This is a genomic window from Pontixanthobacter aquaemixtae, assembly GCF_009827395.1.
Classification (GTDB): domain Bacteria; phylum Pseudomonadota; class Alphaproteobacteria; order Sphingomonadales; family Sphingomonadaceae; genus Pontixanthobacter; species Pontixanthobacter aquaemixtae.
Map to the genome: position 1 here is coordinate 1,512,175 of NZ_WTYX01000001.1, position 23,731 is coordinate 1,535,905.

The window sequence follows — 23,731 nt, forward strand, 5'->3', positions numbered from 1 at the left end:
CAATTATGGCTACTGAAATCAATGTCCCCACTCTCGGTGAATCGGTTACCGAAGGCACCATCGGCGAATGGCTGAAACAGCCCGGCGATGCGGTTGCTGTTGATGAACCGATCGCAAGCCTCGAAACCGACAAGGTTGCGATCGAAGTCCCCTCGCCTGTTGCGGGCATTATCGGCGAGTTGAAAGCCGAAGTTGGCGATACGGTGGAAGTTGGCGCGGTCATCGCGACAGTGGAAGAAGGCGGCGCGCCCGCTGCAAAATCGGAAACGCCGGCCCCTGCCCCTGCATCCACACCGGCTGCAAGCGAAGCCAGCGATGCGTCGCAAACACTCTCGCCGGCTGTGCGCCGCGCGGTATTGGAGCATGGCGTTGACCCAACCACGATCAAAGGCACCGGCAAGGACGGCCGCCTGACCAAGGAAGATGTGATCGCTGCCGCAAAGGCAAAAGGCGATGACCCTGCCCCGGCGACGTCAAGCGAAGCACCGGCACCGGCCGCAACCGGTGCGCGCAACACAGAACGGGTGAAAATGACCCGTTTGCGCCAGACAATCGCCAAACGTCTGAAAGGCGCGCAGGAAAATGCTGCGCTGCTCACCACTTTCAACGATGTTGATATGACCGCGGTGATCGAAGCGCGGACCAAGTATAAAGACCTGTTCGCCAAGAAGCACGATATCAAGCTCGGCTTTATGGGCTTCTTCGCCAAGGCAGCGCATCTCGCGCTCAAAGACGTGCCCAGCGTCAATGCACAGATCGACGGCGATGAAATCGTTTATCACGACTACGTCGACATTTCCGTGGCGGTCAGCGCACCCAACGGCCTGGTCGTTCCGGTTGTCCGCGATGTCGACAAGAAGGGCTTTGCCCAGATCGAACAAGACATTGCCGATTTCGGCAAGCGCGCGCGCGATGGTACGCTGACCATGGAAGACATGTCGGGCGGCACCTTCACCATTTCCAATGGCGGCGTGTTCGGATCGCTGATGTCCACCCCGATCATCAACCCGCCGCAAAGCGCCGTGCTCGGTCTGCACCGGATCGAAGACCGCCCGGTTGTGGTCGATGGCGAAGTTGTGGTGCGCCCGATGATGTATATCGCGCTCAGCTATGACCACCGCCTGATTGATGGCCGCGAAGCAGTAACCGCGCTGAAGATTATCAAAGAGGCAATCGAAGATCCGACGCGGATGCTGATTGATCTTTAATTGCCGTCACCCCAGCGAAAGCTGGGGTCTCGTGCCGCCAGGTACGACTTTGCTGAAGGAGATCCCAGCCTTCGCTGGGATGACGAGAGAAAACTTATGGCAGACCATTCATACGATTACGACGTCCTAGTTATCGGCGCAGGCCCAGGCGGCTATGTCGCGGCTATTCGTGCGGCGCAATTGGGGCTGAAAACCGCATGCGCAGAATCGCGCGAAACGTTGGGCGGAACTTGCCTCAATGTCGGGTGTATCCCGTCCAAGGCCATGCTGCATGCGTCCGAATATTTTGACGCGGCAGCCAATGGCGCGATGGCGGGCATGGGCATCGATGTGAAGCCGAAGCTCAATCTGGAGGCGATGCACGGACAGCGGACCGATGCGGTTGACGGCCTGACCAAAGGCATCGAATTTCTGTTCAAGAAGAACAAGATCGACTGGAAGAAAGGCCTCGCCACTTTCAAGGATGCGCATAGCGTCGAGATTGGCGGCGAAACGGTCACGGCGAACAACATCATCATCGCCACCGGCTCTTTGGTCACGCCGCTACCCGGCGTCGAGGTCGATAACGACAAGCAGGTGGTGGTCGATTCCACTGGCGCGCTCGAACTGGCCAAAGTGCCGAAGAAAATGGTCGTGATCGGCGGCGGTGTGATCGGGCTTGAGCTTGGCTCGGTCTGGAATCGCCTTGGCGCGGATGTGACTGTGGTCGAGTTTCTCGACCAACTTCTGCCCGGCATGGACGGCGACGTTCGCAAGGAAGCGGGTAAGATTTTCAAGAAACAGGGCATGGAGCTGAAGCTCAAGACCAAAGTCACCGGTGTGACGGTCAAGGGCAAGAAAGCGACGCTGACGCTCGAGCCCGCTGCTGGCGGCGATGCAGAAACCTTGGAAGCCGATTGCGTGCTGGTGTCGATTGGCCGCCGCCCTAACACCGAAGGGCTTGGTCTCGAGAATATCGACCTCGAAACCAACAAGCGCGGCCAGATTGAGACCGACCACGATTTCCGCACTTCAGTTGATGGCGTGTGGGCCATAGGCGATGTCGTTCCCGGCCCAATGCTTGCGCACAAGGCCGAGGATGAAGGCATTGCCTGCGCAGAGAACATTGCGGGCCAAACCGGCATCGTGAACCACGATGTGATCCCGGGCGTGGTCTACACCCTGCCCGAATTTGCCGGTGTCGGCCTGACGCAGGAAGAGGCAATCGAAAAGCTGGGCGACAAGGCCAAGATCAAAGTCGGCAAATTCCCGATGATGGCCAACAGCCGCGCGAAAACCAATCACGAGCCCGACGGGTTTGTGAAGATCATCGCCGATGCCGAAACCGACCGCGTTCTGGGCGTGTGGGCCATCGCCAGCGTCGCCGGAACGATGATCGCGCAAGCCGCGCAGGCCATGGAATTCGGCGCCACCAGCGAAGACATCGCCTATACCTGCCACGCGCACCCGACGCATTCGGAAGCGATCAAGGAAGCGGCGATGGCGGTCACCGGAAAACCGATCCACATTTAGGCCTATCAGACCAATGCAAGCAAAGCACGGGGGCATCTCCCGGTTTTGCTTGCATCGGGAGCATCGCTTCTCTCGCCGGAGCGTGCTGATTGGCTATGGCATCGCGCCCGTTCTCGGCTACGGTACCGCATCGGGCCTGAGCAGGAGAGATGATGGCGTATCCGAAACTTACCGACGAACCCACTGCGCTCGAACTGGCGGCACAGATCAAGGCAGGTAAACTGTCCCCGCTGGAAGCAGTCGACGCCGCGATTGCGCGGGTTGAAACGCTGGACGGCCCGATCAACGCAGTGCCTGTCCGTGATTTTGAGCGCGCACGGGAATCTGCGAAGGCGTTGGACGGGACGATCGCGTCCCCAGATCAGCCGCTGTTCGGCGTTCCGATGACGATCAAAGAGAGCTTCGATATCGCGGGGCTCCCGACCACATGGGGGCATGCCCGCTTCAAAGACAATATCGCCAAGCGCGATGCCAAAGTGGTCAGCCAGCTCAAGGCGGCAGGTGCGATATTGATCGGTAAAAGCAATGTCCCGCCCGACCTTGCCGATTGGCAAAGCGCCAATGAAGTCTATGGGCGCGCGCGCAATCCGCACAATCCGGGCCACAGCCCCGGCGGATCATCGGGCGGCGCGGCAGCGGCTGTCGCTGCGGGCATCGTCCCTTGCGAGGTCGGCACCGATATTGGCGGCTCGGTCCGCGTTCCTGCGCATTTCTGCGGAGTGTGGGGGCATAAGAGCAGTTGGGGCCTGATCAGCAAGCACGGGCACGATCATCCGGCCATGGCAGGCAATGACGGGCATGACGGCGTGCTGTCAATCGCAGGGCCGATAGCGCGCGATGCCAATGATCTGGAGGCGCTGCTGCGGATCACCGCCAATGTACCGCTCAAAGAAGCCGGAAAGCCTCTCAAAAATTGCCGTATCCTGCTGGTGGCCGATCAAACGGTCAGCCCGGTCGACACCGCTGTATCCGGGCCGCTGGAGGCGGCGGCACGCGCCCTGGAAAAAGCGGGGGTGGCGATTGATCGCCAATCCGATCTTCTCCCCGACCTGGAACAGCAGCACCGCGACTATATGCGGATGCTTGGTATTGCGATGGCGCGCGGCGCACCGGGGCCTGATGGAGAGCGGGCGACCGCAACCGACTGGTTCGACTTGCTCGACATTCAGGCGCAATCTGAACTGGCCTGGGCAAAGCTCTTTGAAACCTATGATTTTGTGATCGCGCCCCCTGCCCCGGTCACCGCGATCGAACATAGCGACGTGCCCGTGCGAAATCGCAAAATCACCATCAATGACGAAGTCCGCGATTTCGCCGAAGTTTTTGCCTGGGCCGGGATTTCGACTTTCCCCAACTTGCCCAGTACGGTCCTGCCCATTGGCGAAAGCGGCGGGCTGCCGACTTCTATGCAAGTCATCGGTCCGCGCTGGTCGGACCTGCATTGTATTGCTATTGCGCGCGCGGCGGGTGCGATCTTGCACGGCTAGAATTCGTCGGAGTTGCGCATAATGGCCAAAACACGCTGGATGGCGCGCTTCGCCATATGGCATATCTGGCTCGGTTGGCTGGTTGCCGTGCCGCTGCTGATGTGGACGATTTCGGGGCTGATCATGGTTTCGCGCCCGATAGAGGAAGTGCGCGGCAATCATTTGCGCGAAGCAGTGGAAGAGACCGCGCTCCCGGCCGATACCAATATCACGGTCACCCTACCCGAAGCCGACGGCAAACCTGTGAAGTCGGTCACCACCGCCATGCAAGCAAATGCCACGATCACCACGATCACCTATATGGACGGGTCGGTTGAACGGTTTGGCGCTGATGGCGCGCAATTGCCCAAAACCGGCGAAGTTGCCGCGCGCGCAATTGTTGCCGAGCGGATTGTCGGCGGAGACAGGGTTGTCAGCTCCACCTTCTATCCCAAAGACCAAGTTCCCTTCGACTTCCGCCGCCCGATGGATGTCTGGCAAGTGACGCTTGAAGATGGAACCAACATTTATGTCAGCCATGACACCGGAGAAATCGCCGCGGTGCGCACGCGTTTCTGGCGCGTGTTCGACTTTGTCTGGGGCCTGCATATCATGGATCTGGAAACGCGCGAGGACACGCATCATCCGATTTTGGTGATTTTCACTGCCCTCGCCGTCATCGGCGTGATTTTGGGAACAATCCTGATGTTCCGCCGGCGCAAAGCCAGGGTGAAAACCGATGCCAGTTGATTCGGCGATCCTGACTCCGGTGGTCGACATTCTCGACCTGCTTGGCGTTGCAGTGTTCGCGCTGTCAGGTGCGTTGCTCGCCGCAAAGGAGCGCCAGACATTTGTTACCATGGCCTTTTTCGCACTGGTGACCGGGGTCGGCGGCGGGACCATTCGCGACCTTCTGATCGGCGCACCGGTGTTCTGGGTTGGTGATGCATGGGTGGCGGCAATTTGTCTCGCAACCGCGCTGATCGCATGGCTGACGCCAACATCATGGTGGGAAGGACGTTTGCTCGACTTTGCTGACGGGCTGGGCCTAACAGCCTATGCCGTGCTTGGTGCGTCCAAGGCAATGTCATACGGCATTCCGCCATTCCCGGCGATCCTGATGGGGATCATCACCGGCTGTGTCGGCGGCATCATTCGCGACGTCGTGGCCGGTAGGCCGTCGATCATTATGCGGCCGGAACTCTATGTGACCGCTGCCGCGCTGTCGGCTGTCCTGTGCGTCATCGGCAAGACTTTGGCCTTGCCCGATGCGATCACGTGGACCGTGGCAACCGTGGCCGGTTTCATGCTTAGAAGCGCCGCGATTACATGGAACCTGTCGCTCCCGTCCTACCGCGAGGGGAACGACGAGATTGACGAAAACGACACCGAGGGCGGCGCCGCTTAGAGGTCAGCCGCCCATTGCTTCGTCATAGCCGTCTTCACCCGGCAATGGACCGCCTGGATAGGCAGGTTGCTGATCGGACGGAACCGTGTCTTCATACTGGGCTGTTTGTGATGGATCTGATCCATAGGGACGCGTTTCTTCGCGGTCCCAGGCAGCGGCATATTGCGCGTCGCTATACTGGCGGTCTTGCACCTGCTGATAGTCGAGCTGGGCAACCTGCCCGCCATAGTCGATATTGCTGATCCGGCCGTTGCTACCGATCTGGCAATTGAAGCCTTCGCCATTGTACAATGTCCCGGCAACATTCCAGCCGTCACGCGAGCGGTTTACGCTATCAACGCTTTCAACACGGACATCGCGCTCGATCGTGTCGAGACACATATTGACCGCATTATCGATCCCGTCGTCACCGCCGCTTCGCACAGTGGTCCGGCGCTCGCGGTAGCGGACATCTTCCTGGCGCTCGCGCCGCGGCTTAGAAGCGGCATCGGCAATCGCAGCGATGCCGCCGATAATCAGCACGCCGGCGATAATATCGCCTGCATCAACCCCATGGCGATGGCGGCGGCGATAGCGGCGATGTTCCGCGCTCACGCTGTCCGAATTCCACGCGGCAGTACCCCATCCGGTGGTGTCCGTTGACGAGCCAAAGGGCGATGCTGCTGGCAGTTCAGCAGCCATCGACGGTGTCGTCGCCATAGACAACGCGGCAAGCAGACAAGTGGCAGATGAAAAGGTTTTGAAACGGGTCATAACGGGCGCCCCCAAATGGTTGGTCGGCGGGATAGTACCGCCGTATTGCGGAAAAGGATAGGCGGCCCAGACTTGCGTAAGCCTGAACCGCCTCGTGGGAGGAATTGAGGGAAAGTCCTCACGATCTACCGATCGATCCGGAGATCAACGAAGCCCCCTGACGCCGCTGAAGTCCATATCAACAATGCGGCCTCGTTGGATCTCGCAGGTGAACTTGCCAGTATCGTGCTGGCGGTAACCGCGGCGATCATACCGATCATTGTAGCCGCGGTAACCACGCTGACCTTCGACAGCGATACGTCCTTTTACCCGCCAGCCATTTCGTTTGCGGTCAACATCGCGGATCTGGGTGACATCGGCATACCGGTATCCGGCACGCTGGGCGTCACGCTCTGCAGCCTGGATACAGCGCTCCACCGCGCGTTCGCCTGTCCGGTATTGGTTGTTGTAGCGATAATTGTACCGGTCATTGTATCGATAGTTCCGGTCGCGATAGCGGTCACGATCATTATTGCCCGAGGACAAGATGGCAGCAATACCGCCCAAAATCACGGCGCCGGCAATAACATCGCCTGCACTGATGCCATCATCGTGGCGATCGCGGGCAAAAGCCGGTGCGGCGGAAGTCATTGCCATTGCGCCTGCGGCGACGGTCCCGGCAAGTGCTTTGGTAATGGTCTTCATGATACATTCCTTCATGCTGCCGCGGCAGGTCTGCCTTGGCTTCAGAAGTCTTGTAGGTGATTCGCTTTGAGTGAAGCCTGAATTGGGCTTACAGCATCCATTCAGAAAACTACTCACTTTTATGAATATACGGATGCAGGTCCGCTATTTTCCCATCGCTGCAAGCACATCGCGCGTGAACGAAACTATGTCGAAACCGTGCCCCGCGGGATCCTCTCCCCGCCGTACGATTACGATGTCACGGCTCGGTACAATCACGACATACTGCCCGCGATTTCCCATCGCCGCGAAGGTGTCTGGCGGGATGCCATCTGACGCATTGAACAGCCAGAACCCCGCACCATAGCCTATAGGCCGTCCTTCCGGTTGCGGGCCCGACGCGGTGGAAACATATTCGCGCCAGTTTTCCGGCAGGATCCGCTCGCCGTTCCACACTCCGTCGTTCAGGTAGAGCTGCCCCAGTCGCATCAGATCGGGCGCGGTCGACCAAACCTGGCTGGACAATATGTAGTTCCCTTCATGGTCGGTTTCCGCGACCGTGTTGTGCATCCCGATCTTCTCGAAAAAGTCTGACGGCGGGTGCGTGGCCAGATAGGCCTCCACCGCCTTTACAGCCATCAGCGTATCGTTGTTTGCGTAACGGAAGACAGTGCCGGGCTGGTGGACGATGGGCCAAGCCGCTGCCCGTTCGCCTACAATGGCTCCGCCCCAATAGATCGGATCGGTCCGGTTGCCGGGCGTATCCGAATATCGCCCCGATGCCATGCGCAGCATATGATCGATTGTGATCGCGCGGCGTGGGTCATCCTCATCTGTGCCCACTCCTGCCGAGCTTTGCCCACTGGCGGCACCATCGTGCACGGCGGTGCCGACCAAAGTCGCCGCGATGCTTTTGGCCACCGACCACGTCCGCTGCGGCGTTGCCGGACCAAAACCATTGGCATAGCGCCAGACGCCGTCACCTTCTTTCCCGCTCACGATCACCGCGGTGGTGCGCGCTCCGTTTCCGTATTTCTGCGAGAACGCGCCTTCGAAAACGCCGGTCAGATTCTTGGGAATGATCCGCGAATGATCGTTTACGATCGCATCGGGATAGGATCTTGGCAGAACATCACGCTTTGGCGGCTCCTCCATACCAATCGGCCCGAGCGAGCAACCGTTTTGGGTTTTGTGATATGCGATGCGCGGCGGCATGTCTTGCGCCCAGGTGACGCGCACGAAGCTGAGCACACCCGTTCCGTTATCCGCCCGCATTATATCATAGGGCAAGTCCTGCACGATTTGATCGAGCGGGGACTGTATTCCTGTCAACTCCCATTGATGCACGCTTTCGGCAGACCGGGTGACACCGCCACGCTCGGCATTGGCGATAGCGCTGCACAGAAACAGCGCCTTATACCCCGCCGCAAGCGCCCGGTCGTAGCGGGCGTCGAGATCATCCTGCTGGCTTTGTGCAAATGCAGCGGGTGAGCCCGAAAGGCTGGCCAGCAGCGCGGCGGCGATTGCGAGTTTTCTGATCATTCGCCGGATGTGCCTGCCCTTGAGCCTACAGTCAAAACCAATATCATCGGATCATCGTGCGGCGTGCGCCTGAGACAAATACGTAGTCGTGGTGATTTCAAGCTGCGCAAAGAGATCGGAAAAATCCTCCAGCGAAAGCATTCCGCTACACGCAGAGGCACCTTCGGGCAGAGTTTCACCCCTCGCCAATCGCCGGATCAGGGCAACCGCCGCCAGAACAGGCACATTCGGCCCGCGATTGGCATCTGCATTCAGAACCCAGCTTCGCGTTTGTGCGTGCCCTTTGCCGTCAACACCCGAAACCCGCACGGTCATTGCGCCCCGATCGCTGCCAAAGGCGAGGAAGCGCTGCGCCACCCACAGCATCGGCCCCGCAAACGGGCGCAAGCCGGGAAGCAATTTGAACCGGACCAATTGGGACAATCCCGCAAGCCCCAAATGAAGGAAACCGAGCTCCAGCCCGGCAAAGAACTCGGCTGACCGCGTGGGGGCATAGCGTTTGACCAGCAAGTCTTGCTCTGGCGTGTCGCACACGCTCGCCCAGCGTTTGCCAATTCCGGGAATGTCTTCGCGGTGGGTCATGCCCCAACCGGGAACTTCACCCCATCGTCCCTCGTGAAAAACGCGTACCGGCTTCCCCACATAGGACAGGATTGCTTCGACAACCGATCGTCCACGCGGCGCGCGGTTGCCCGGAAAGATACCGATGCGAATAGTGTCAATCTGCCGCCAGGTGAGTGTCAAATGGTCGATCACCGCATGCGAAAGCGCTGGAATAGAGCTGGCACCGGTGACCATCGCAATGCCCGCCTCTTTCGCGGCCTGATCGTAACGGGGGAACGAAGCGACAAAGTCGCGCCCGTCGGCGAGGTCGATATAGTTCACGCCCGCAGCAATCGCCGCTTCGATCACCTTGCTATGCGAAGCCTGAAACGGGCCGGCAGAGTCGACAACCACATCAAAGCCGGCCAGATCGCTTGCATCGATTGCGTTGCGGTCCAGCTGCCGAAGCGAGACCCGGCTTGCCAGAGATCCTGCAACGGCTTCCAATCGGGCCAAATTGCGCCCCGCCAATGTCAGATGCACGCCCTCGATCTGCTCAGCCAGTTTCGCCAGCCGGCTACCAAACACGCCGCTGCCGCCAACAATCAGCACTTTCAGAGCTTGGCCCTTCTCAATCATCGGAGAAAATCGCACGTTGGTGCACCAGTTTGCCAAACAGCGGATGGTCCACGTCTAACTCAAAGGCAAATCTGCCCCCACCCAGATCGCGATGCCTGACGGTGGTGTTCCCCGGGCCGATCCAGTGCGGCAACTTTATTCGCATGCGGCCAATGAGCAGAAAATAGTGGTCGCTACGGAATACCAGCCCGTCCGGTTCTGCATAGACCCGCAAGGCCATACCCAGATCCTTGCCCAGATACTCTTCCAGCCCTGTCGGGCCGGCGAACCGCTTTGCGCTGTGTATGACCTGCGGAAACCCGTGTTTGCGGGCATAGATACGTGTCCAGCACTGGCCCCCGCTCGCCATATCCTCGCTGACAATGACGACCGCCGGAACCGCGGTATCAGGGTAAAGCGGTAGCGGGCCTCCCACCAAACGGCAGAACTGGGCAAGCGCCCGGCCCAGCCGCGAATGGCGGGTCTTCTCGATCACGCCGCGATAGCAGACCACGCTGTTTGCCCCCAATCGCTTGGAAAACCGCCGCTGGACCGCGTTGGGCAATCGCTCCCAATTCTCAGAGCCGATCAACCTGCGAAATCGGGTATCATAAGGTGCAGAGGAAACTGCATCTTCGCGTGCCAAGGGCGCTCCAGCTTGTTGCCCCCGCTGCCTTCTTGATGCCCACATTACGATGCCCCTTCCTCTAATGCCCGACCCTCTTTGGACTTCTGGCTGAGCAGACCAGAAATTTCGCATCAAGCGCGGACATCAGCAGTATGACATTTATTTCTGTCATAACAGAAATCTCTGACATTAAGTCAGCGCTGTCAAGTCGCGTTTTGACAAGTGTTGCGATATTGCGCCGTCTATAGCAATCAGGCAGCGCCCAAGCGGGGCAAGTTGGAGAATAGAGTGATGCGCAGAACGGCAATATTGGTCGCAGCCTGTTTGGGACTTGCAGCCTCGAATGTGTCAGCCACGTCCGATGAATTGGAGGCCCACAACGCCCAGATCGACACGCTTTTCGAACAGGCATTTCGAATGCCCGCCGAAGAACGCGTGAAGGCGCGGGACATGTTTTTGCAGATTGCTGCTCTGGCCCAAAGTACGATCAAAGAACACGACGTGCAGGACGAAGCGGTTTTGCGCAATTTGCGCAAGCAGGCCGCCAACGGGTATTATTACGCGGCAGAGAATGAGCACTGGCTGGCGATGGAAGCTGACGATCCAACGCAGCTCAACACCCAGAAAATCGAACATCTGGAGCGAGCGCTTGCGCTCCATTCTCAGGTTTTCGCGAATGGCATAGACGGCATGCTGGTCGCCGAATATTATTTTGGCACTTCGCTGCTGGTGGAGCATGGCTTGGAAACCGGGGATCCGCGCACCGCGGATTGGGCAAAAGCCAATGTCAATGCGGCGCGGCTGCGTATCGTGGAATCCGGCATGCTCAACATCGATCCGCCCGTCGGGGCGACTGTGGAGCTAATCGAGGCTCTGCTCGATCATGCCAAGGTCACCGGTGATCCATCCCCGGCTGAGGAGGTGATGCAGCTCTACGCCACCATCCCCGAAGATCGCCGCGGCTATTCGCTTAAGAAACGCCTTCGTGACGAAGGGGTGCTTTCAGAATAACAAAAAGGGCCGGAAGATTGCTCCCCCGGCCCCTTTGATGATTGGTTGAAGCTCGCGCCCCAAGCGTGAACTTACGCGTCTTCGAATTCGTCTTCGTCGAGATTCATTGCCGGGCCGCTATCCTGACCTTTGGCTTCGACATCGCGATCGACCAGTTCGATGATCGCCAGCGGTGCCGCATCGCTTCCGCGAAGGCCAGCCTTGATCACGCGGGTATAGCCGCCATCACGGTCCTTGTAGCGCTCTGCCAGAACGTCAAACAGCTTCTTCAGCTGGGTTTCATCAAGCAGGCGGCTATGCGCCAGACGGCGGTTCGACAGGCCGCCACGCTTGGCCAGCGTGATCAGCTTTTCAATGTAAGGACGAAGTTCTTTCGCCTTGGGGAGTGTTGTCGCAATCTGTTCGTGCTTGATGAGAGCAGCCGACATATTGCGGAAAAGAGCCTTACGGTGGCCCGTTTTACGGCTCAGCGTGCGCTGTGAAAGTCCGTGACGCATTGTATAGTTCCTTCAGTTCGTAAGGGGCCCGTATCAGGTAGCCCAGTGCCGGCGGCGCTTAAGGTGCGCCGCCAAAACCTGTAAATGTACCGGTTAGCCGAGCAGTTCCTGTTCGAGCTTCTTGGCCATTTCTTCGATATTCTCTGGCGGCCATCCAGGGATGTCCATGCCGAGGCGGAGACCCATGCTCGAAAGCACTTCCTTGATCTCGTTGAGCGACTTGCGGCCAAAGTTTGGCGTGCGCAGCATCTCTGCTTCGGTCTTCTGTACCAGATCGCCGATATAGATGATGTTGTCGTTCTTGAGGCAGTTTGCCGAACGGACCGACAGTTCCAGCTCGTCGACCTTCTTGAGAAGGTAACGGTTGAGCTGGTTGGCATCGTCTTCCTGCGGCTGCGCAGCCTGGCCGATCATTGCCGATTGCGGCTGCGGAATACCGTCTTCGAAGTGGACGAACAGGGTCAGCTGGTCCTGCAGGATGCGCGCAGCATAAGCCACTGCATCTTCCGGAGCGACTGTTCCGTCGGTTTCGACAGTCAGCGACAGCTTATCGAAGTCGAGTTCCTGGCCAACACGGGCCTTCTCGACCTTGTAGCTGACCTGACGGACAGGCGAATACAGCGAGTCGATCGGAATAAGGCCGATTGGCGCATCCGATGGACGGTTCTGCACCGCAGGAACATACCCGTTGCCGACGTCTGCTGTCAGTTCCATGTTGAAGGTCGCGCCTTCATCAAGGTGACAGATGACCAGATCCTTGTTCATCACTTCGATATCGCCCGAAACAGCGATGTCGCCCGCTTTGATTTCAGCAGGGCCGGTCGCCGAAAGCTGCAGGCGCTTGGGGCCTTCGCCTTCCATTTTCAGGGCGATTTGCTTGACGTTCAACACGATATCGGTGACGTCTTCGCGAACACCGGCAAGCGACGAGAATTCGTGAAGTACGTTCTCGATCTTGATCGATGTGATTGCAGCACCCTGAAGGCTCGACAGCAGAACGCGGCGCAGCGCGTTGCCCAGTGTCAGGCCGAAACCGCGCTCCAGCGGTTCTGCGATAAAGGTGGCTTTGCGCTCTTTGTCGCCGCCTTCCTTGATCTCGAGAGTGTTGGGTTTCTTTAGTTCCTGCCAGTTCTTGGTATTGACGGACATGAAATTCCCCTGATTCTAATGCGGGCTGGACCGAAACGTTGAGTGCCTAATTCAACGCGCCCGGTCCGGAAAAACTTGGCGGCCCCTATGTGCCGCCAGGCAAGTTCAGATCAGACGCGGCGACGCTTGGACGGCCGGACCCCGTTATGCGGGATCGGTGTCACGTCGCGGATCGAGGTGATCGTGAAACCGACTGCTGCAAGACCGCGCAGTGCACTTTCACGGCCAGAGCCGGGGCCCTTAACCTCTACTTCGAGGGTACGGACGCCGTGCTCGGCAGCCTTTTTACCCGCATCGTCTGCTGCGACCTGAGCAGCATAAGGAGTCGATTTACGACTGCCTTTGAAGCCCATCATACCGGCGCTGGACCAGCTGATTGCGTTGCCTTGCGCATCGGTGATGGTGATCATTGTGTTGTTGAAGCTGGCATTGATATGCGCAACGCCGCTTGAGATGTTTTTCTTGTCGCGTTTTCTAACCCGACCTGGTTCGCGTGCCATGTTACTGGTGTCCTATTTCTATCGGAAGAAAAGTAGCTGCGGAAACCCGCGCTTACTTCTTCTTACCCGCGATTGGCTTCGCCTTACCCTTGCGGGTGCGGGCATTTGTGTGCGTGCGCTGTCCGCGAACAGGCAGGCCGTTACGGTGACGAAGGCCGCGATACGAACGCAGGTCCATCAGGCGCTTGATGTTCATCGCAGTGTCACGGCGAAGGTCGCCTTCCACCTGATGGTTTTCATCGATCGTTTCGCGAATCTGGACGACTTCGGCGTCAGTCAGATCCTGCACCCGGCGGGTGTGATCGATGCCAAGCTTGTCAGCGATTTGAATAGCCGTGGTCCGGCCAATTCCGTGAATATAGGTCAGCGCGATAATTACGCGCTTGTTTGTGGGGAGGTTTACCCCGGCAATACGAGCCACTTACTTCTCCAATGCTCCACAGGGATTTGGCGCGGATTGCGCCCTGCCCCATCTCATAGCGATATTTCACCCGCCCGCTTCAAATCCGCGTCAAACGCAAAAAGTCCGGATGGTGTTGTTTTGCAACGAGCACCTGCCGGACCGATCCGAAACTGTCGAATGAAAGGGGCGCTTAGTAGGATTCGCCGCCTGCGTCAACAGCCACAGACATGTACATTAAACAAAGTCGCTATCGGGAGGCTAAATGGGAGATTATGCGAGGAATTCAAGGCGCAACGCCGAATTGATTGTAGATATCGGGCGCAGCCAAGCCTGTTACATGTTTTTACCCTACATTCAGCGCCTTGGTAATCTGCGGTTTACCATGACCACGTAAATATACGGTGATGGGTATTGTTGCGCCTATAGCTCCTTATTTCCGCCATTTAGTGGCGGCGCTTTGCGCATGCCTGCTTTCCTTCCTGCTCGTTGCTCCCGCGAATGCGGGCCGGTTTGAGGCGGGCACCTTTACCTCGCACGATACTATTTCGGGCAGTCGCTTGCCAGAAACAGTCACCTTCCAGCAGCCGTTCGATGTTCCGCCAATCGTAATCGCTCTTCCCTCGCAAGTGGGTAACAACTCGTCGACCATTCGCATCACCAATGTCACGACAACTGGTTTTGACGAGCTCGCGTTGGAGCCGGACAATTGGGATGGTCGCCACATCAGCATGGTGATCCACTATATTGCGGTAGAACCCGGGCGGCATGTCTTGCCCGATGGTACAATCATCGAAGCCGGATTCACGACAACGGCGGCCACGCAATTCGGCAGCGGTTTTACGGGCGGCAGCGCCAGCTGGGCCACTGTCAATTTTTCCGCCCCGCTGCCGGGGACACCCACGGTCGTCCATCATTTGCAGACCGCCAATAGCGAAACCCAGAATGTGGCAACGTCGCCATCGCGGCCGCATATATCGTCGATCGCACAATCTTTGTCTGCCACCGGATTTCAATTGGCGATTGACCGCAGCCAGGCCAATAGCGGCCCCTTCCCCTCGGCCGAGACCATTGGCTGGATCGCATTTCCGGCAGGTGGCACCGGTACCTTCCCGAATATTGCCGGCACCCCGATCACATGGAGTGCGGTCAATACGCCCGCCAATATTCGCGGTTGGGACAATGGCTGCTTCAGCAACGGCTTTGGCCAAACCAGCAGCAGTGCTATTGTCGTGGCGAAGAAGATATCCCGCAACAATGCCGATGGCGGCTGGCTACGCTACTGTGCAATAAATGCTTCCACCATCACGCTACGCGTCGATGAAGACCGCGATCAGGACAATGAACGCGGGATCGCCGCCGGTGACGCCGAGCAAGCAGGAATCATCGCGTTTTCGCAGGCGTTTCACGCCAATTTGGCGGCCGACGTGTCAGTCGCCAAGGAGTGGCAATCTTCAACATCTGCTATAGGTGATTTCAGCCTGCCCGGTGCGATTGCCGAATATCTGATCACCGTCACCAATGCCGGCAACGCGCCGCCGAACTATGACAGCGTCGTCACAACCGATGCGATTCCAGGCGATCTCGCGCTGGTTATTACCGACTTCGGCGCGCCGGGTTCAGGGCCAATCCAGTACACCGATGGTTCTCCTGCAACCGGGCTCAACTGTGTCTTTGTATCGCTGGCGAGCACAAGCGATTGCTTCGATTTTTCAACCGACGGAATAAATTTCAACTATGTGCCCAGCGACGTCGGGGATGGAACCGATCCGGCGGTCACACATGTCAGAGCCGTACCGACAGGTTTCATGGCGGCGGATACGGGAAGCGGCCCAACCAGTTTCGAGCTACGGCTCCGCGCCAAGATCAAATAGGTGCGATCGAGCGGCTAAACCACACCGAATGCCAGCATTGCATCTGCGACTTTCTTGAAGCCTGCAATGTTCGCACCTTTGACATAGTCGACATAGCCATCGCCATCATCGCCATATTCAACGCATTTCTGGTGAATGCCCTGCATCAACTCGGTCAGCATGTCCCCGAGCCGTTCTTCATTCCAGCTGATCCTTTCGGCGTTCTGGCTCATTTCAAGGCCGGAAACGGCAACGCCGCCGGCATTGGCTGCTTTGCCCGGACCGTACAGGATCTTGGCATCATGAAACACTTTCACGCCGTTTAGCGTGGTGGGCATATTGGCCCCTTCGGACACGGCCTGAACACCGTTGGAGACAAGGCTTTTGGCCTCTTCCTCGTTCAATTCGTTCTGCGTCGCGCATGGGAGCGCCAGATCGCATGTCACGCCCCAGGGCCGTTCGCCTTCGTGGTATGTCGCCCCCGAGAATTCATCGACATATTCGCTGATCCGGCCACGTTTCACATTTTTCAGGTGCTTGATCCAATCGATCTTTTCCTGATCGATCCCGTCGGGATCATTGATGAAGCCACCGGAATCAGACAGCGTCAGGACTTTCCCGCCAAGCTGCACGATCTGTTCCGCCGCGTGGGTTGCGACATTGCCAGAGCCGGAGATGACGGCGGTCTTGCCCTCGACATCATCATCTTTGTGCTTGAGCATGTTCTGGAGGAAATAAACCGCGCCGTAACCGGTCGCTTCGGGCCGCATTTGCGAGCCCCCATACTCAAGCGCCTTTCCGGTCAAAACGCCTTCCCAACGATTGGTAATGCGTTTGTACTGGCCAAACATATAACCGATTTCGCGCCCACCCACGCCGATATCGCCCGCGGGAACATCGGTTTCCGGGCCAATATGGCGGTACAGTTCTGTCATGAAGGACTGGCAGAAACGCATAACTTCGCTGTCCGACTTTCCGCGCGGATTGAAGTTCGAGCCGCCTTTCCCCCCACCCAATGGCAGTCCGGTCAACGAATTCTTGAACGTCTGCTCGAAAGCAAGGAATTTGAGCACGCTCTCGTTCACGCTGGGGTGAAAACGGATCCCGCCTTTATAGGGGCCGATGGCGTTGTTGTTTTGCACACGCCATCCGCGCTGCACGCGGATATTGTGGTTGTCATCCTCCCAGCACACGCGGAAGGATACGACACGATCGGGTTCGGCAATCCGGCGCAAAATCTGCGCTGAGTGGTATTCTTCCTTATCGGCGATAAATTCGAAGACATCCTGCGCAACCTCCTGCACTGCCTGCACGAATTCGCTCTGGCCTGGATTGCGCTTCTTAACCCCCTCGATGAAGGTTTCTAAGTCTACGTGGTCAGATACAGCCATGGGTGCCCTCTCCTAAGCAGCGACCGGAATTTCTCCGGCAGCATCAATCCGGCGACCCTTTGCGTCAAGTTACAGCACCGCTTATGGAGCTGCCTTGCTCTCACTTTTGGGGATTGCTCCATCACGCCGTCATGCGGCGCCCGACACAATCCTTACTGATCGTCGTTCAAATCGCCAAATGCTTCATCGACGCTGATCCTCGGCTCGGCCTTTTCTTCGTCACCTTCTTCTTCGGAAGACGACACGGGATCAGCGCTTTCATCGGTGGCCTCCTCCTCGGGAGCATCCGGTTCGGGCTTTTCGGCTTCGCTTTCAACAACGCCAAGCGATTTCGCCAGGCCCGACAATTGCTGCGACATTACATTGTCGACCGCCTTGGCGATGGCGGGCACTTCAAAGCGCATATAGCCGCCGACCGCATATTCGAACGTAATCCGCGTGCCTTCTTCGGCCTTGGCCAACGTCACGGTCAAAATGCCATCCACCGGCTCGCTTTGTAACGGGCCCAATGCCCCTTCCATCCGCAATGCCTGATCGGGAATGGCAAGGCTGACTGTCATATGTTTGACGCTGCCGGCGAGCCCGATCGTCGCTTGCGTGTCGTCGGCCGGAATACGTTCACAGAAGCAGCCATTCGCCTGCGGAGTGAGCATCATATTCTTCGAATCGCCGGAGAATGTATGCGCCGAATTCCACCAGTCTCCTGGCGTTATCAGTGCCAGCCAGGTGGCCCGCTGATCCGCAGTAACGACCCGCGAATCCCGCGTTACGAAAGCGTCTTCTTCAAGCTCGACAACTTTGGCCTGGGCAGGGTGTACCAGTGCGCAAGATGCCGCAGCTGCAATCAATAGTTTGGTATACATTCTCACCTCGTTCTTGCGCGTCTTATCCCATGGACAGGCGCGCTTGGAAAGGGTGGAATGAGGCCGGATTAATCGTCGGCCAGAATCGCGTCGAGTGCGGCGTTTACTTCTTCGATGCTCGCCATTCCATCGACGCCGGTGACAATGCCCCGCTCTGCATAGATTGGCAGAATCGGCGCGGTCTTGCCGCGATATTCCTGCATGCGGGTGCGCACGGTTTCTTCGTTGTCATCCGGGCGGCGCTTAAATTCGGTCGAGCCGCATTTGTCGCAAGTGCCCTCTACTTCGGGCTGTGCATGGCGATCATGATACCCTGCCCCGCAATTGGCGCAGGTGTATCGACCGGTAATACGGTCAACCAGTGCATCCTCATCAACTTCCAGTTCGATCACATGATCGAGCGTGCGGCCATGCTTGGAGAGGATTTCGTCGAGCGAGGCCACTTGCCCTTCGGTCCGGGGGTATCCATCAAAGATCGCGCCAGTGGCATCGTCCATTGCGGCCAATTCATCATCGATCAGCGCCGAGACGATCTCGTCCGAAACCAGATCCCCGCGATCCATCACCGCCTTGGCTTCGAGGCCGACCGGCGTTCGCGCTTTTACCGCAGCGCGCAGCATATCGCCGGTGGAAAGCTGGCGCATATTATACTTCGCTTCGAGATTTGCAGATTGCGTGCCCTTGCCCGCACCCGGAGGTCCCAGAAGAATAATATTCACGCCAGAAACCTCCAAACCTCGAAAAACTGTTTGCCCAAACCTGCCGTTGGTCCGGTCCGCCTAGCGGTTGCGGCCCTTCAGCTTCGCCTTCTTGATAAGGTCACCATATTGGTGCGCCAAGAGATGCGATTGGACTTGGCTGATCGTATCCACGGTTACGTTCACCACAATCAGCAGGCTGGTACCGCCAAGGAACAGCGGCACACCGGTCTGCGCGATCACATATTCGGGAAGCACACAGACCAAGGTCAGATAGAGTGCGCCGACCACGGTGATGCGTGTCAGCACGTAATCGAGATAGTCAGCCGTGCGTTTGCCGGGGCGGATGCCCGGGATGAAGCCGCCGTTCTTCTTGAGATTATCTGCGGTGTCCTCAGGGTTGAAAACAACTGCGGTATAGAAGAAGCAGAAGAAGATAATGCCGGCAGCGTACAGCATCATATAGAGCGGCTGGCCGTGCTGCAGATATTGCAGAACCGTCTGAAGAGCGCCGCCCGCGCCGCTATCGGTGTTGAGCGAATTGCCCGCAAATTGGGTGATCGTCAGCGGAAGCAGCAGAAGCGAGCTTGCGAAAATCGGCGGAATAACACCGGCGGTGTTAAGCTTGAGCGGCAGGTGCGAACGGTCTGCCTGCATCATGCCCTTGGCGCTGGCGCGTTTGGGATACTGGATCAGCAAGCGGCGCTGCGCACGCTCTACGAAACAGATCAGCAGGATAAGCACGACCACCATTGCGAGGAAGCCAAGAATGATGCCTGCCCCGATGGTTCCGGCACGCCCACCTTCGAACAGGTTGGCAGCGAATGTCGGGAATTGAGCGACAATGCCCGCCATAATAATCAGCGAAACGCCGTTACCGATGCCGCGCGAAGTGATTTGCTCACCCAGCCAGAGAAGGAACATCGTCCCGCCGACAAGGCTGATCACCGCGCCAATGCGGAACATGTACCCCGGATCGACGACAGCTGCCAATCCGTTCTGCGCACCGAACGCCTCAAGACCTGCTGCAAGGAACCAACCCTGGATCGCACACAGGAACACCGTTCCGTAGCGCGTATATTGGTTGAGTTTTTGACGGCCGGTCTGGCCCTCTTTCTTCAGCGCCGCGAGTGTCGGATGGAGCGATGCTGCCATCTGGATCACGATCGATGCGGTGATGTACGGCATCACACCCAGCGCGATCAGGCTCATCCGTTCGAGCCCGCCACCGGTAAACATATTGAATGTATCGATAATGCCGCCCGACGTCAGATCGGCGAGGCTGGCAAGTGCCTTCGGATTGATCCCGGGAAGCGGGATAAAGCTCATGAAGCGGAAGACAATAAGCGCACCGATGGTGAACCAGATACGGCTCTTGAGCTCGGTCGCTTTGGAGAAGTTGGCGAGGCTGAGATTGCTCGCAATATTGTCGGCGCGTGATGCCATGGAAACCTAAATCCTAATCATGCTCCGGCTGCCCAACACACGTTCAAACCGGCTTGAGCAGGATACATAGGGAGCGAGGTGCCCGATGTCGAACCCTCGCCCACTATTTAACCAGATTAATTGGCTTTCTTGCCGTCGTTGCCACCATCCTTGGCGGCTTTTTCAGCAGCAGCACGTTCGAAAGCTTTGCCCTTGGGCGCTTTGTCGCCCTGGCCGCCATCGTGCTTCGGCTTGGGAAGGACTTCCACCGAACCGCCAGCCTTTTCAACCGCTGCAACCGCGCCTTTTGACGCGCCATTGACGATGAATTTGGCCTTGGCGGTGATTTCACCCTTGCCCAGCAGGCGGACACCGTCTTTCCCGCCTTTGGCGAGACCGGCAGCTTTCAGAGCCGCGTGATCGATGTCTTTTTTCGCATCGAGCTTCTTCGCGTCGATGAACTTCTGGACCATGCCAATGTTCACTTCGGCATAGTCGAAGCCAAACGGATTGTTGAAGCCGCGCTTCGGGATCCGCATGTGAAGCGGCATCTGGCCGCCTTCGAAGCCATTGATCGAAACGCCGGAACGGCTCTTCTGACCCTTTTGACCGCGCGCAGCAGTCTTACCCTTGCCCGAGCCGATACCGCGGCCCACGCGGGTGCGCAGCTTACGGGCGCCTGGATTGTCTCTGAGTTCGTTAAGTTTCATTATCTTGCACTCGCTGTAATGTGCCCCCGCAAAAGCAGGGGCCTGTTTGCTTTGCCCGAAGGCGAACGCGCTGGTCGCCCCGGATTTCCGCCTTCACGGAAATGACGAGAGAGAGCGAACCTCTCTCCGTCACATCGGTTTAATCTACGATCGCAACCATATGCGGCAGTTTTGCAATCGCACCGCGCAGTTCGGGTGTGTCTTGCCGCTCAACGACTTTATGCATCTTGTTCAGACCAAGTCCGATCAGGATTTTGCGTTGCTTTTCGTCGCGACGGATCGGCGAACCGATCTGTTTGATTTTAATGGTTTTCTTTGCAGCCATTATTCTTACTCCGCAACAGCTGCAGCGTCGGCCTCGGCCTCTGCTTCGCTGGCGCCACCACGGCCGAGAAGGTCAGCAACCTTCTTGCCACGACGCTGAGCGACCGACTTCGGCGAAGTCTGGTTGGCCAACGCATCGAAAGTAGCGCGGATCATGTTGTATGGGTTCGATGTACCGTTGGACTTGGTCACAACGTCGGCAACGCCCAGGCTTTCGAACACGGCACGCATCGGACCACCGGCAATGATACCGGTACCCGGAGGCGCTGTGCGGATGACCACTTTACCGGCGCCGAAGCGGCCTTTGACGTCATGGTGAAGAGTGCGGCCTTCCTTGAGCGGAACGCGGATCATCTTCTTCTTCGCAGCAGCAGTTGCCTTGGTAATGGCTTCCGGCACTTCGCGTGCCTTACCATGACCGAAGCCTACGCGGCCCGAACCGTCACCCACAACGACCAGGGCAGCAAAGCCGAAGCGCTTACCGCCCTTAACCGTTTTCGAAACGCGGTTAATGTGGACCAGCTTTTCAGCGATGCCATCATCGGGCTCTTCACGGCCGCCGCGACGATTGTCACGGCCACCGCGGCCACGGCCACCGCCACGATTGCCATCGCGGCCACCACGACCACCACGGCCGCGTGGAGCAGCGTCTGCACCTTCGGGCGCTTGCTCAGTAGGAGCAGCCGGAGCGTCTGCAGCTGGAGTTTCCACCTCAGCAGCAGCCTCTTCAGCCTTAGGGGCTTCGTCGGCTTTAACCTCTGGCGCAGCTTCTTCAGCTTTCGGGGCTTCGTCAGCTTTCGCTTCTACTGCCTCGTCAGCTGCCGGAGCGGCCTTTTCTTCAGCATCCTTTTTAGGAGCAGCTTTCTTGGCCGGAGCTTTCTTCTTCGCAGGAGCCTTCGTCGCAGCCTTTGTTTCTTCGGCTTTCGCGTCCGCTTCCTGCTGAGGAGCGTCTTCGGTTTTCTTCTTGTCAGCCATGCTTAGAACTCCAGCCCGCCTTCACGGGCGGCATCGGCCAGCGCCTTGACGCGGCCATGGTAAAGGAACCCGCCGCGATCGAACACGACAGAGGTGATGCCAGCCTTTTTGGCAGCAGCAGCAATATCTTTGCCAACAGCAGTAGCGGCATCAACATTGGCACCGGATTTCTTGCCACCAAGCGTCGATGCGGCTGCAACGGTGCGGCCTTCCTTGTCATCGATGATCTGGGCGTAGAGATGCCGGCCAGTGCGGTGCACCGACAAACGGGGGCGGTCGCCAGCGCGGCTGCGCAGTGCCGAACGGACACGGCGGCGGCGGCGTTCAAAGAGAGATAGTTTTGCCATCTTACTTCTTCTTCCCTTCCTTACGGAAGACGTATTCGCCCTGGTACTTGATACCCTTGCCTTTGTAAGGCTCGGGCTTGCGCCAGCGGCGGATTTCGGCGGCGAGCTGACCTACGGCCTGCTTGTCAATTCCGCTGATAATCACGGTTGTTTGATCCGGGCATTTGACTTCGAGGCCTTCGGGCACTTCGATGTCGACATCGTGGCTGAAGCCAAGCTGCAGGTTCAGGGTCTTGCCCTTCATTGCAGCACGATAACCAACGCCGGAAATTTCGAGCGTCTTGCTGAACCCTTCGGTTACGCCTTCGACCAGGTTCGAAACCAGTGTCCGCTGCATGCCCCAGTGGGACCGTGCGGTCTTGGTGTCGTTGGCCGGGTTGACCTGAATTTCTTCAGCTTCAACTTTGTAATCGATGTGGTCGGACAGACCCATGGACAAAGTGCCCTTTGGACCTTTCACGCTCAGCACGCCGTCTTCGATACTGGCGGTCACACCGCCAGGGATCGCGACTGCTTTTTTACCAATGCGGCTCATCAGAAGACCTCCGCAAGCACTTCGCCGCCGACATTCTTGTCGCGTGCTTCGTTATCCGAAAGCACACCGCTTGGTGTCGAGACGATGGTGATGCCAAGGCCATTGCGAACCATCGGAAGCTCTTTCGAACCCGAATAGACGCGGCGGCCAGGCTTGGAAACGCGGGCAACATGCTTGATCGCAGGCTCACCCTCGAAATATTTCAGTTCAATCCGCAGCGCAGGGTGCTTGCCCGAAGTATCATCGGAATAGCCACGGATGTAGCCTTCACGCTGAAGCACTTCGAGAACATTTGCACGCAGTTTGGACGCAGGCGAAAGAACAGAGTCCTTCTTCGCGCGCTGTCCGTTGCGGATGCGGGTGAGCATATCACCCAATGGATCGGTCATAGCCATCTGTCAGATCCTTACCAGCTAGACTTCGTAACGCCGGGAATCATGCCGCGATTGGCAAGGTTCCGCAGTTCGATACGGTTAAGTCCGAACTTCCGGTAATAGCCGCGTGGGCGGCCAGTGGTTGCACAACGGTTACGGACCCGTGTCGGGTTTCCGTTCCGCGGGATTTCAGCCATCTTGAGCCGGGCCATCATACGCTCGGTCTCATCGAGCGACTTGTCATCAGCAATCGCCTTCAGCTTCGCGTATTTCGCCGCGTACTTCTTGACGAGCTTCTTGCGACGCTCATTCTTGTTGATGGAACTCAGTTTCGCCAT

General features: G+C 58.0%; 27 protein-coding genes. 7 read left to right on the forward strand and 20 right to left on the reverse strand.

Annotated features, from left to right (window positions below; translation table 11 throughout):
* Positions 1-5: 5 nt before the first annotated feature.
* From odhB to GRI41_RS07235, 5 genes are all read left to right on the forward strand, one after another.
* Positions 6-1,208 carry a 2-oxoglutarate dehydrogenase complex dihydrolipoyllysine-residue succinyltransferase gene (odhB, locus tag GRI41_RS07215; RefSeq protein WP_160604041.1) on the forward strand — a complete coding sequence of 401 codons (1,203 nt, stop codon included), beginning with the start codon at positions 6-8 and terminating at the stop codon, positions 1,206-1,208.
* Positions 1,209-1,304: 96 nt separating this feature from the next.
* Positions 1,305-2,720 carry a dihydrolipoyl dehydrogenase gene (gene lpdA / locus GRI41_RS07220; protein ID WP_160604042.1) on the forward strand — a complete coding sequence of 472 codons (1,416 nt, stop codon included), beginning with the start codon at positions 1,305-1,307 and terminating at the stop codon, positions 2,718-2,720.
* Positions 2,721-2,872: 152 nt separating this feature from the next.
* Positions 2,873-4,207 carry an amidase family protein gene (locus GRI41_RS07225; protein WP_160604043.1) on the forward strand — a complete coding sequence of 445 codons (1,335 nt, stop codon included), beginning with the start codon at positions 2,873-2,875 and terminating at the stop codon, positions 4,205-4,207.
* A gap of 21 nt (positions 4,208-4,228) precedes the next feature.
* On the forward strand, positions 4,229-4,936 hold the full coding sequence (locus GRI41_RS07230) for a PepSY domain-containing protein (RefSeq protein ID WP_160604044.1): 708 nt from the start codon (positions 4,229-4,231) through the stop codon (positions 4,934-4,936).
* Positions 4,926-5,594, forward strand: coding sequence for a trimeric intracellular cation channel family protein (locus GRI41_RS07235; protein WP_160604045.1), 669 nt, complete (start codon positions 4,926-4,928; stop codon positions 5,592-5,594). Before GRI41_RS07230 ends, GRI41_RS07235 begins: the two co-directional genes overlap by 11 nt.
* 3 nt (positions 5,595-5,597) lie before the next feature.
* Here the strand turns inward: GRI41_RS07235 and GRI41_RS07240 are convergent, their stop codons facing one another.
* From GRI41_RS07240 to GRI41_RS07260, 5 genes are all read right to left on the reverse strand, one after another.
* Entirely contained in the window at positions 5,598-6,293 is a 696-nt protein-coding gene (locus GRI41_RS07240) for a hypothetical protein (protein WP_235901083.1), read from the reverse strand.
* A 198-nt stretch (positions 6,294-6,491) separates the two neighbouring features.
* Positions 6,492-7,031 carry a hypothetical protein gene (locus tag GRI41_RS07245; protein ID WP_160604047.1) on the reverse strand — a complete coding sequence of 180 codons (540 nt, stop codon included), beginning with the start codon at positions 7,029-7,031 and terminating at the stop codon, positions 6,492-6,494.
* 144 nt (positions 7,032-7,175) lie between these two features.
* Entirely contained in the window at positions 7,176-8,552 is a 1,377-nt protein-coding gene (locus tag GRI41_RS07250; protein WP_160604048.1) for a serine hydrolase domain-containing protein, read from the reverse strand.
* A gap of 51 nt (positions 8,553-8,603) precedes the next feature.
* Positions 8,604-9,734: a saccharopine dehydrogenase family protein gene (locus GRI41_RS07255; protein ID WP_160604049.1), complete on the reverse strand. Its 1,131-nt coding sequence runs from the start codon at positions 9,732-9,734 to the stop codon at positions 8,604-8,606.
* Positions 9,727-10,359 carry a DUF4166 domain-containing protein gene (locus GRI41_RS07260; RefSeq protein ID WP_235901084.1) on the reverse strand — a complete coding sequence of 211 codons (633 nt, stop codon included), beginning with the start codon at positions 10,357-10,359 and terminating at the stop codon, positions 9,727-9,729. The genes GRI41_RS07255 and GRI41_RS07260 overlap by 8 nt, the downstream gene beginning before the upstream one ends.
* A 327-nt stretch (positions 10,360-10,686) precedes the next feature.
* Between GRI41_RS07260 and GRI41_RS07265 the strand changes: the two genes are divergently transcribed.
* Complete coding sequence (locus GRI41_RS07265) at positions 10,687-11,352, forward strand: hypothetical protein (protein ID WP_160604051.1); 666 nt, start codon at positions 10,687-10,689, stop codon at positions 11,350-11,352.
* A 71-nt stretch (positions 11,353-11,423) separates the two neighbouring features.
* Here the strand turns inward: GRI41_RS07265 and rplQ are convergent, their stop codons facing one another.
* The 4 genes from rplQ to rpsM form a co-directional block, all read right to left on the reverse strand.
* Positions 11,424-11,849, reverse strand: a complete 426-nt coding sequence (rplQ, locus tag GRI41_RS07270; RefSeq protein WP_160604052.1) for a 50S ribosomal protein L17 — start codon at positions 11,847-11,849, stop codon at positions 11,424-11,426.
* Positions 11,850-11,942: 93 nt separating this feature from the next.
* On the reverse strand, positions 11,943-12,998 hold the full coding sequence (locus tag GRI41_RS07275) for a DNA-directed RNA polymerase subunit alpha (protein ID WP_160604053.1): 1,056 nt from the start codon (positions 12,996-12,998) through the stop codon (positions 11,943-11,945).
* 110 nt (positions 12,999-13,108) lie between these two features.
* Positions 13,109-13,498 carry a 30S ribosomal protein S11 gene (gene rpsK / locus GRI41_RS07280; RefSeq protein WP_160604054.1) on the reverse strand — a complete coding sequence of 130 codons (390 nt, stop codon included), beginning with the start codon at positions 13,496-13,498 and terminating at the stop codon, positions 13,109-13,111.
* A gap of 52 nt (positions 13,499-13,550) precedes the next feature.
* A complete protein-coding gene (gene rpsM, locus GRI41_RS07285; RefSeq protein WP_160604055.1) occupies positions 13,551-13,919 on the reverse strand; it encodes a 30S ribosomal protein S13 in 369 nt (122 codons plus the stop codon).
* Positions 13,920-14,347: 428 nt separating this feature from the next.
* Between rpsM and GRI41_RS07290 the strand changes: the two genes are divergently transcribed.
* Positions 14,348-15,772, forward strand: coding sequence for an H-type lectin domain-containing protein (locus tag GRI41_RS07290; protein ID WP_160604056.1), 1,425 nt, complete (start codon positions 14,348-14,350; stop codon positions 15,770-15,772).
* Between the two features lie 14 nt (positions 15,773-15,786).
* Here the strand turns inward: GRI41_RS07290 and gdhA are convergent, their stop codons facing one another.
* The 11 genes from gdhA to rpsN all read right to left on the reverse strand — a co-directional run bounded on the left by gdhA (position 15,787) and on the right by rpsN (position 23,731).
* Positions 15,787-17,142, reverse strand: a complete 1,356-nt coding sequence (gene gdhA, locus GRI41_RS07295) for an NADP-specific glutamate dehydrogenase (RefSeq protein WP_160604057.1) — start codon at positions 17,140-17,142, stop codon at positions 15,787-15,789.
* A gap of 152 nt (positions 17,143-17,294) precedes the next feature.
* Complete coding sequence (locus GRI41_RS07300) at positions 17,295-18,005, reverse strand: SRPBCC family protein (RefSeq protein ID WP_160604058.1); 711 nt, start codon at positions 18,003-18,005, stop codon at positions 17,295-17,297.
* A gap of 68 nt (positions 18,006-18,073) precedes the next feature.
* Positions 18,074-18,724, reverse strand: coding sequence for an adenylate kinase (locus GRI41_RS07305; protein WP_160604059.1), 651 nt, complete (start codon positions 18,722-18,724; stop codon positions 18,074-18,076).
* Positions 18,725-18,784: 60 nt separating this feature from the next.
* Positions 18,785-20,149, reverse strand: coding sequence for a preprotein translocase subunit SecY (secY, locus tag GRI41_RS07310; protein ID WP_160604060.1), 1,365 nt, complete (start codon positions 20,147-20,149; stop codon positions 18,785-18,787).
* 116 nt (positions 20,150-20,265) lie between these two features.
* On the reverse strand, positions 20,266-20,838 hold the full coding sequence (gene rplO, locus GRI41_RS07315) for a 50S ribosomal protein L15 (RefSeq protein WP_160604061.1): 573 nt from the start codon (positions 20,836-20,838) through the stop codon (positions 20,266-20,268).
* Positions 20,839-20,977: 139 nt separating this feature from the next.
* Complete coding sequence (gene rpmD, locus GRI41_RS07320) at positions 20,978-21,163, reverse strand: 50S ribosomal protein L30 (protein ID WP_160604062.1); 186 nt, start codon at positions 21,161-21,163, stop codon at positions 20,978-20,980.
* Positions 21,164-21,168: 5 nt separating this feature from the next.
* Positions 21,169-21,873, reverse strand: coding sequence for a 30S ribosomal protein S5 (gene rpsE / locus GRI41_RS14300; RefSeq protein ID WP_160604682.1), 705 nt, complete (start codon positions 21,871-21,873; stop codon positions 21,169-21,171).
* Between the two features lie 266 nt (positions 21,874-22,139).
* Entirely contained in the window at positions 22,140-22,484 is a 345-nt protein-coding gene (gene rplR / locus GRI41_RS07330; protein ID WP_160604063.1) for a 50S ribosomal protein L18, read from the reverse strand.
* A gap of 1 nt (position 22,485) precedes the next feature.
* Positions 22,486-23,019, reverse strand: a complete 534-nt coding sequence (gene rplF, locus GRI41_RS07335; RefSeq protein ID WP_160604064.1) for a 50S ribosomal protein L6 — start codon at positions 23,017-23,019, stop codon at positions 22,486-22,488.
* Positions 23,019-23,414 (reverse strand): 30S ribosomal protein S8, encoded by a 396-nt coding sequence (gene rpsH / locus GRI41_RS07340; RefSeq protein WP_160604065.1) that lies wholly within the window; start codon positions 23,412-23,414, stop codon positions 23,019-23,021. Before rpsH ends, rplF begins: the two co-directional genes overlap by 1 nt.
* 11 nt (positions 23,415-23,425) lie before the next feature.
* Positions 23,426-23,731, reverse strand: coding sequence for a 30S ribosomal protein S14 (rpsN, locus tag GRI41_RS07345; protein ID WP_160604066.1), 306 nt, complete (start codon positions 23,729-23,731; stop codon positions 23,426-23,428).

Bases quoted from the DNA above. Each gene is read 5' to 3' on its own strand.
- odhB (WP_160604041.1), top strand. From the start codon at position 6: ATGGCTACTGAAATCAATGTCCCCACTCTCGGTGAATCGGTTACCGAA.
- lpdA (WP_160604042.1), top strand. From the start codon at position 1,305: ATGGCAGACCATTCATACGATTACGACGTCCTAGTTATCGGCGCAGGC.
- GRI41_RS07225 (WP_160604043.1), top strand. From the start codon at position 2,873: ATGGCGTATCCGAAACTTACCGACGAACCCACTGCGCTCGAACTGGCG.
- GRI41_RS07230 (WP_160604044.1), top strand. From the start codon at position 4,229: ATGGCCAAAACACGCTGGATGGCGCGCTTCGCCATATGGCATATCTGG.
- GRI41_RS07235 (WP_160604045.1), top strand. From the start codon at position 4,926: ATGCCAGTTGATTCGGCGATCCTGACTCCGGTGGTCGACATTCTCGAC.
- GRI41_RS07240 (WP_235901083.1), bottom strand. From the start codon at position 6,293: ATGGCGACGACACCGTCGATGGCTGCTGAACTGCCAGCAGCATCGCCC.
- GRI41_RS07245 (WP_160604047.1), bottom strand. From the start codon at position 7,031: ATGAAGACCATTACCAAAGCACTTGCCGGGACCGTCGCCGCAGGCGCA.
- GRI41_RS07250 (WP_160604048.1), bottom strand. From the start codon at position 8,552: ATGATCAGAAAACTCGCAATCGCCGCCGCGCTGCTGGCCAGCCTTTCG.
- GRI41_RS07255 (WP_160604049.1), bottom strand. From the start codon at position 9,734: ATGATTGAGAAGGGCCAAGCTCTGAAAGTGCTGATTGTTGGCGGCAGC.
- rplQ (WP_160604052.1), bottom strand. From the start codon at position 11,849: ATGCGTCACGGACTTTCACAGCGCACGCTGAGCCGTAAAACGGGCCAC.
- GRI41_RS07275 (WP_160604053.1), bottom strand. From the start codon at position 12,998: ATGTCCGTCAATACCAAGAACTGGCAGGAACTAAAGAAACCCAACACT.
- rpsK (WP_160604054.1), bottom strand. From the start codon at position 13,498: ATGGCACGCGAACCAGGTCGGGTTAGAAAACGCGACAAGAAAAACATC.
- gdhA (WP_160604057.1), bottom strand. From the start codon at position 17,142: ATGGCTGTATCTGACCACGTAGACTTAGAAACCTTCATCGAGGGGGTT.
- GRI41_RS07300 (WP_160604058.1), bottom strand. From the start codon at position 18,005: ATGTATACCAAACTATTGATTGCAGCTGCGGCATCTTGCGCACTGGTA.
- secY (WP_160604060.1), bottom strand. From the start codon at position 20,149: ATGGCATCACGCGCCGACAATATTGCGAGCAATCTCAGCCTCGCCAAC.
- rplO (WP_160604061.1), bottom strand. From the start codon at position 20,838: ATGAAACTTAACGAACTCAGAGACAATCCAGGCGCCCGTAAGCTGCGC.
- rpmD (WP_160604062.1), bottom strand. From the start codon at position 21,163: ATGGCTGCAAAGAAAACCATTAAAATCAAACAGATCGGTTCGCCGATC.
- rplR (WP_160604063.1), bottom strand. From the start codon at position 22,484: ATGGCAAAACTATCTCTCTTTGAACGCCGCCGCCGCCGTGTCCGTTCG.
- rplF (WP_160604064.1), bottom strand. From the start codon at position 23,019: ATGAGCCGCATTGGTAAAAAAGCAGTCGCGATCCCTGGCGGTGTGACC.
- rpsH (WP_160604065.1), bottom strand. From the start codon at position 23,414: ATGGCTATGACCGATCCATTGGGTGATATGCTCACCCGCATCCGCAAC.
- rpsN (WP_160604066.1), bottom strand. From the start codon at position 23,731: ATGGCGAAACTGAGTTCCATCAACAAGAATGAGCGTCGCAAGAAGCTC.